Annotated in this window: 5 protein-coding genes; all 5 read right to left on the bottom strand. The window is 68.0% G+C overall.

Annotated elements, in window-relative coordinates; all coding sequences use genetic code 11:
• Positions 1–67: 67 nt before the first annotated feature.
• Positions 68–1,567, bottom strand: coding sequence for a peptidoglycan D,D-transpeptidase FtsI family protein (locus tag OK17_RS20545; RefSeq protein ID WP_461418580.1), 1,500 nt, complete (start codon positions 1,565–1,567; stop codon positions 68–70).
• Positions 1,564–2,997: an FtsW/RodA/SpoVE family cell cycle protein gene (locus tag OK17_RS20540; protein WP_461418579.1), complete on the bottom strand. Its 1,434-nt coding sequence runs from the start codon at positions 2,995–2,997 to the stop codon at positions 1,564–1,566. Before OK17_RS20540 ends, OK17_RS20545 begins: the two co-directional genes overlap by 4 nt.
• Positions 2,994–4,478, bottom strand: a complete 1,485-nt coding sequence (locus OK17_RS20535; protein ID WP_232718433.1) for a PP2C family protein-serine/threonine phosphatase — start codon at positions 4,476–4,478, stop codon at positions 2,994–2,996. The genes OK17_RS20540 and OK17_RS20535 overlap by 4 nt, the downstream gene beginning before the upstream one ends.
• Positions 4,475–4,939: an FHA domain-containing protein FhaB/FipA gene (locus OK17_RS20530; RefSeq protein ID WP_232718434.1), complete on the bottom strand. Its 465-nt coding sequence runs from the start codon at positions 4,937–4,939 to the stop codon at positions 4,475–4,477. Before OK17_RS20530 ends, OK17_RS20535 begins: the two co-directional genes overlap by 4 nt.
• A 252-nt stretch (positions 4,940–5,191) precedes the next feature.
• A partial coding sequence (locus OK17_RS20525) for an FHA domain-containing protein (protein ID WP_461418577.1) occupies positions 5,192–5,592 on the bottom strand: 401 nt, incomplete at its 5' end.

The following is a 5,592-nucleotide window of genomic DNA, read 5'->3' as shown; positions in this document are numbered from 1 at the left end:
ATGCCGCCCGTCGCGATCAGGCGGATGAGCCGGTAACGATCACCGATGGTGGTGCCGTTCTGCAGGGTCATCGACTGCCACCTCCCACCAGTGAGTTGATCACTTCTCGTCCGATCGGTGCAGCCACGGTCCCTCCGACCGAATCCGCACCGAATTGTCCATTCTCCACCACGACGGCCACCGCGATCTGCGCGTTCGACGACGGTCCGAACGCGATGTACCAGGAGTACGGGGTGTCGGTGCTCGAACCGCTCTCGGCGGTGCCGGTCTTCGACGCGATCGAGACCGGTCCGCCGGCACCCGCGGTGGAGCGCTCGGACTCGATCATCATCGACGTCAGCTCGGCCGCCTGTTCGGGCGTGATCGGCTTGTTCGCGGTGCTCGGCGGTGTGGTCTGCAAAGTACGCAGATCCGCCGATTGGAGCTTATCGACCAGGTACGGCTGCATACGGACCCCTCCGTTGGCGACGGTCGCCGCGATCATGGCGTTCTGCAGCGGCGTCAGCCGCACGTCCCGCTGTCCGATGGATGCCTGTGCAAGGACATCGAGCGACGGGATCGGGCCCACGGTCGAGTCGACGACCGGCATCGGGATGTCCGGGCCGGGCTGATCGAGACCGAACAGGCTCGCGGTCTCGGTGAACTTGGGGATCGCGTCCGACATCTTCTCCGTCACCAGCTCGGCGAACGCGGTGTTGCACGAGTACTTGAACGCCGTCTCCAGCGACACGGTCCCGCCCGACGAACCGGGGCAGGTCTCGCCGCCGTAGTTCGGCAGCGACACGTTGGTGCCCGGTAGCGGGAAGCTCGGGGCGGCGGTGAGACGGATGCCCGGGGTGATGTTGTCGCGCAGGGCGGCCGCCGACGTCACGACCTTGAAGGTCGATCCCGGCGGGTACAGCTGGCTGATCGCGCGGTTGAGCATCGGCTGCGCGGTGTCGCCCGGCCGGTTCCACGCCTCCCAGCTGCTCTCGCGGACCTCCTGGTCGTGGCTGGCCAGCTTGTTCGGGTCGTAGCTCGGGGTCGAGACCATCGCCAGGATCTTGCCGGTGTTGGGCTGCAGCGCCACCACTGCGCCGCGGCACGGTCCGTCGCACGGTCCGTTGAGCATGGCGCGGTAGGCGGCCTGCTGCACCTTCGGGTTGATCGTGGTGACGACGTTGCCGCCCCGCGGGTCGCGGCCGGAGAACATGTCCATGAACCGCTGGCCGAACAACCGGTCGTCGGAGCCGTTGAGGATCGAGTTCTCGTAGTGCTCGATCTGGCTCGCGAGGTACTGGAACGAGTAGTAACCGGTGACCGCCGCGAACGCCTCGGCACCCTCCCGCGGGTACTGACGCAGGAACTTCAGCCGACTGTCGATGGGCACCGACAGCGCGATCACGGTGCCGTCGGCGGTCGTGATCAGGCCGCGCTGGCGCGAGTACTCGTCGAGCAGGACCCGGTTGTTGCGCGGGTCGGTCTTCAGGGCGTCGGCCTTGAACACCTGGACGTAGGTGGCGTTGGCGAGCAGCGCGACGATCATCACGATCACGGCGATCGAGACGTTGCGGATGGGTTTGTTCACTTGCGCTTCACCACCTGGGTGGGCAGCGCGTCGACCGGCTTGGCCGTCGGACGCTTCTTGACCGGATCGGGTTCGCGGGCAGCGTTCGAGATCCGGATCAGCAGCGCGACGAGGATGTAGTTGGCCAGCAGCGACGAGCCGCCGTACGACAGGAACGGGGTCGTCAGACCGGTCAGCGGGATCAGCTTGGTGACGCCGCCGACGACGACGAAGATCTGCATGGCGATGGTGAACGCCAGACCGGTTGCGAGGAGCTTGCCGAAGCTGTCGCGCACGGCGATGCCGGTGCGCAGGCCGCGGTGGATGAACACCATGTAGAGCAGCAGGATCGCGAAGAGGCCGGCGAGCCCGAGCTCCTCACCGATGGTCGAGATGATGAAGTCGGTGTTGGCGAACGGCACGATGTTGGGCCGCCCCGATCCGAGTCCGGTGCCGAACAGGCCGCCCGTGGCCAGGCCGAACAGGCTCTGACCGATCTGGTAACCGGAGCCGTCGAAGTCTTCGAAGGGGTTGAGCCACACCGAGACGCGGGTCTGCAGGTGGGAGAAGATCGACCACGCGACCACCGCACCGATCGCGAACAGGCCGATGCCGAGGACGAGCCATTCCACGCGCGAGGTCGCAACGTAGAGCATCGTCAGGATCGTCGCGAAGATCAGCAGCGACGTACCGAGGTCCTTCTGGACGACCATCACCGCGATCGCGATCGCCCAGGCGGCGAGCAGCGGACCGAGGTCGCGGGCGCGGGGCAGGTCGACGCCGAGGACGTGCGGGCCCGCGGTGATGAACAGGTCGCGCTTCGACACCAGGACCGCCGCGGCGAAGATGATGATGAGGATCTTGGAGAACTCGCTGGGCTGGATCGAGAAGAACGGCGTGATGATCCAGTTCTTGGAGCCGTTGATCTCCGAGAACGCGCTCGGCAGGATCGCCGGGATGATCAGGAAGATCAGTCCGCCGAGGCCGAGCGTGTAGGCATACCGCGACAGCGTTCGATGATCGCGGATGAGGATCAGCACCGCCGCGAACGCGATGATGCCCAGACCGGCCCACAGCAGCTGTTGGTCGGCGTTGTTCGTCGCCTGGGTGGGGTTCATCGACTCACCGGTGTTGCCCGACCCGAGGTCGAGGCGGTGGATCAGCACCAGACCCAGCCCGTTGAGCACGGCGACGACGGGCAGCAGGATCGGGTCGGCGTGCGGCGCATAGCGTCGGACGACGACGTGGGCGACCCCGAACAGCGCCGTGTACGCGGCGACGTACTTGACGATGTCCCAGGTCAGGCTCTGACCCTGCGCGGCCTGGACGATGAGCAGGGCGACCGTCACCAGGCCGATCGCGAACACCAGCAGGAGCAGCTCGGCGTTCCGGCCGGTGCTCGTCGCGGGTTCGCGAGGCGGGGCGTGCGGGGCGGGCGCGGCTTGAGTCATCTCACCTGCTGCCGGCAGCTGGTGCCCGCGTCCTCTGGAGGTGCGGGCTTGTCGGACGGTGCGGGCGGTGCCACGGACTCGGTGGCGCCGCGCTGCGGGATGCCGGACGGTGCCGCGGTGGCACGGGGAGCGGGCGGTGCGCTCGACGCGGGAGGCGGCGGGGTCGCCGAGGACGGCGGCGGGGGAGTCGACGAGGGAGCGTTGTCGCAGCGGAAGGTGAGCTCCTTGGTCACCACGCCCTCGATCTCCTCGGCGCTGCGGTCACGGATCATCACGTTCTTCACCGACTGCGCCGGCCCGGACACCAGATCGTCGACGTTGAGCGGCACCTCGCAGGTGTCGTCGTACGGGATGAAGGTGTAGGTCGGCTTCTCCTGGTCGAGATCCTCGACGCAGACGCGAGTGACGGGCTTGCTCATGGACACGAAGAGGACGTCGGCCGGGGAGCCCTGGTGGATCACGACGTCGCCCGCGGAATCCGCGGCCACGTAGTAGTTGCTCCGCACGATCGAACGGGTCACGAAGAACCCGGCGACCAGCGCGACGACGACGGCGAGGACGACACCGACGGCGAGCCACCGGCGCCAGGTGCTCTTGTGCTTCGCCGGCTCCTCCGCCTCGGTCAGCACCGTCGGGCGCTGTGGCTCGGCGGGCGGCGGACGCAGCGCAGCGGCGCGTCCGGCGGCGGTGGCCGGGTCGGGGGTGTAGGACTCCTCGTTGCCGCCGGCGGCACCGCCGACGATCGGCCGGGAGTCGCCGTACTCGGTGTCGACGACGTCGGCGAGGACGACGGTCACGTTGTCCGGGCCGCCGCCGCGCAGTGCGAGTTCGATGAGGCGGTCGGCGCACTGCTTCGGATCGGCGATGGATCCGAGGGTCTCGGCGAGGGTCTCCTCGCTCACGACGTCGGACAGTCCGTCGCTGCAGAGCATGTACCGGTCACCGGCACGTGCTTCGCGCATCGTGAGTGTCGGCTCGACCTCGGAGCCGGTCAGGGCACGCATGATCAGCGACCGCTGGGGATGGGTGTGCGCCTGTTCGGCCGTGATCCGGCCCTCGTCGACGAGGGTCTGCACGAATGTGTCGTCGCGGGTGATCTGGGTGAGAACGCCGTCGCGGAACATGTAGCCGCGTGAATCACCGATGTGGCACAGCCCGATTCGGCTGCCCGCGAAGAGGATGGCGGTGAGCGTGGTGCCCATGCCGTCGAGTTCGGGGGACTCCTGGACCTGTGCGGCGATGGCCTCGTTGCCGGCGCGGGTGGCGCGGTCGAGCTGGCTCAGCAGATCGCCGCCGGGCTCGTCCTCGTCGAGCTCGGACAGGGCACGGATGACGAGCTGGCTGGCGACCTCGCCGGCCGCGTGTCCGCCCATGCCGTCGGCGAGCGCGAGCAGGCGCGGGCCGGCGTAGAAGGAGTCCTCGTTGTTGGACCGGACGAGACCGCGGTCGCTGCGCGCGATGTAGCGCAACACAAGTGTCACGGGCGCAACTCGATCACGGTCTTGCCGATGCGGATCGGCGTGTTCAGCGGGACCTTGACGGCGGTCGTCACCTTGGACCGGTCGAGATAGGTGCCGTTGGTGGAGCCGAGGTCCTCGACGTACCAGTCGTCACCGCGTCTGGAGAGGCGTGCGTGGCGTTCCGAGGCGTAGTCGTCGGTGAGGACGAGGGTCGAGTCGTCGGCGCGACCGAGCAGCACCGGCTGCTGGCCCAAACTGATCCGGGTGTTGGCCAGTGCTCCGTGCGTGACGACGAGATAGCGCGCCGCGCCGCGGACCCCGCCACCGCGTCGACGCTTCTCCGTGCCTCCCGAGTAACGCGGGATGCGCATGCCGCCGGCCGAGGCGATGTCGGCCCGAAGGGTCCGGATCACGGCGAAGACGAACAACCACAACAACAGCAGGAACCCGATACGGGTCAGTTGCAGCACCAAGCCCTGCATCGCGTGTGTTCACCTCCAGCGCCGTCACATCTCGGACCAGTCGTACTCGGTAAGCCGTACCGGGCGGGCGTCGATCTCGACTGCCGATGGCAACCGGCGGACCCCGTGTGCATCTTATGGGCAGTTGAGCCGAACCCGTTCATTCACATATGACAGTTCAGTATCAACCGGCCCCGCGGAGTCGCCCGGATCACTTCGGTCAGCGGCCACCGCCGCCCGCGTTCGACGGGCGCTGGACGGCGGTTGCCGGGACTACTGGAACCGGACGGTGATGTCGGAATGACCCACGCGGATGCGGTCGCCGTCGGCGAGTTCCCAGGTGTTGACCTGCAGGTCGTTGACCGTGGTGCCGTTGGTCGAGTTGAGGTCGGTGAGCATCGCGGTGGTGCCGTCCCAGCGGATCTCGACGTGGCGACGCGAGACACCGGTGTCGGGCAGACGGAACTGCGCGTCCTGGCCGCGGCCGATCACGTTGGAACCCTCGTGCAGCTGGAACGTGCGGTTGCTGCCGTCCTCGAGGAGAAGGGTGATCGACGACGGGGCGTAACCGGCGGCGGGTCGTCCTGCGCCGTAACCCTGGTCGTAGCCACCCTGGTAGTCGTAGGCCGCCGGCGGCTGCTGGCCGTAGCCGGGCTGGCCGTATCCCTGGTCGT

It is taken from the genome of Gordonia sp. GN26 (assembly GCF_054823965.1).
The sequence above is the reverse complement of the archived record's forward strand: the minus strand, read 5'-3'. Positions and strand labels throughout refer to the sequence as shown.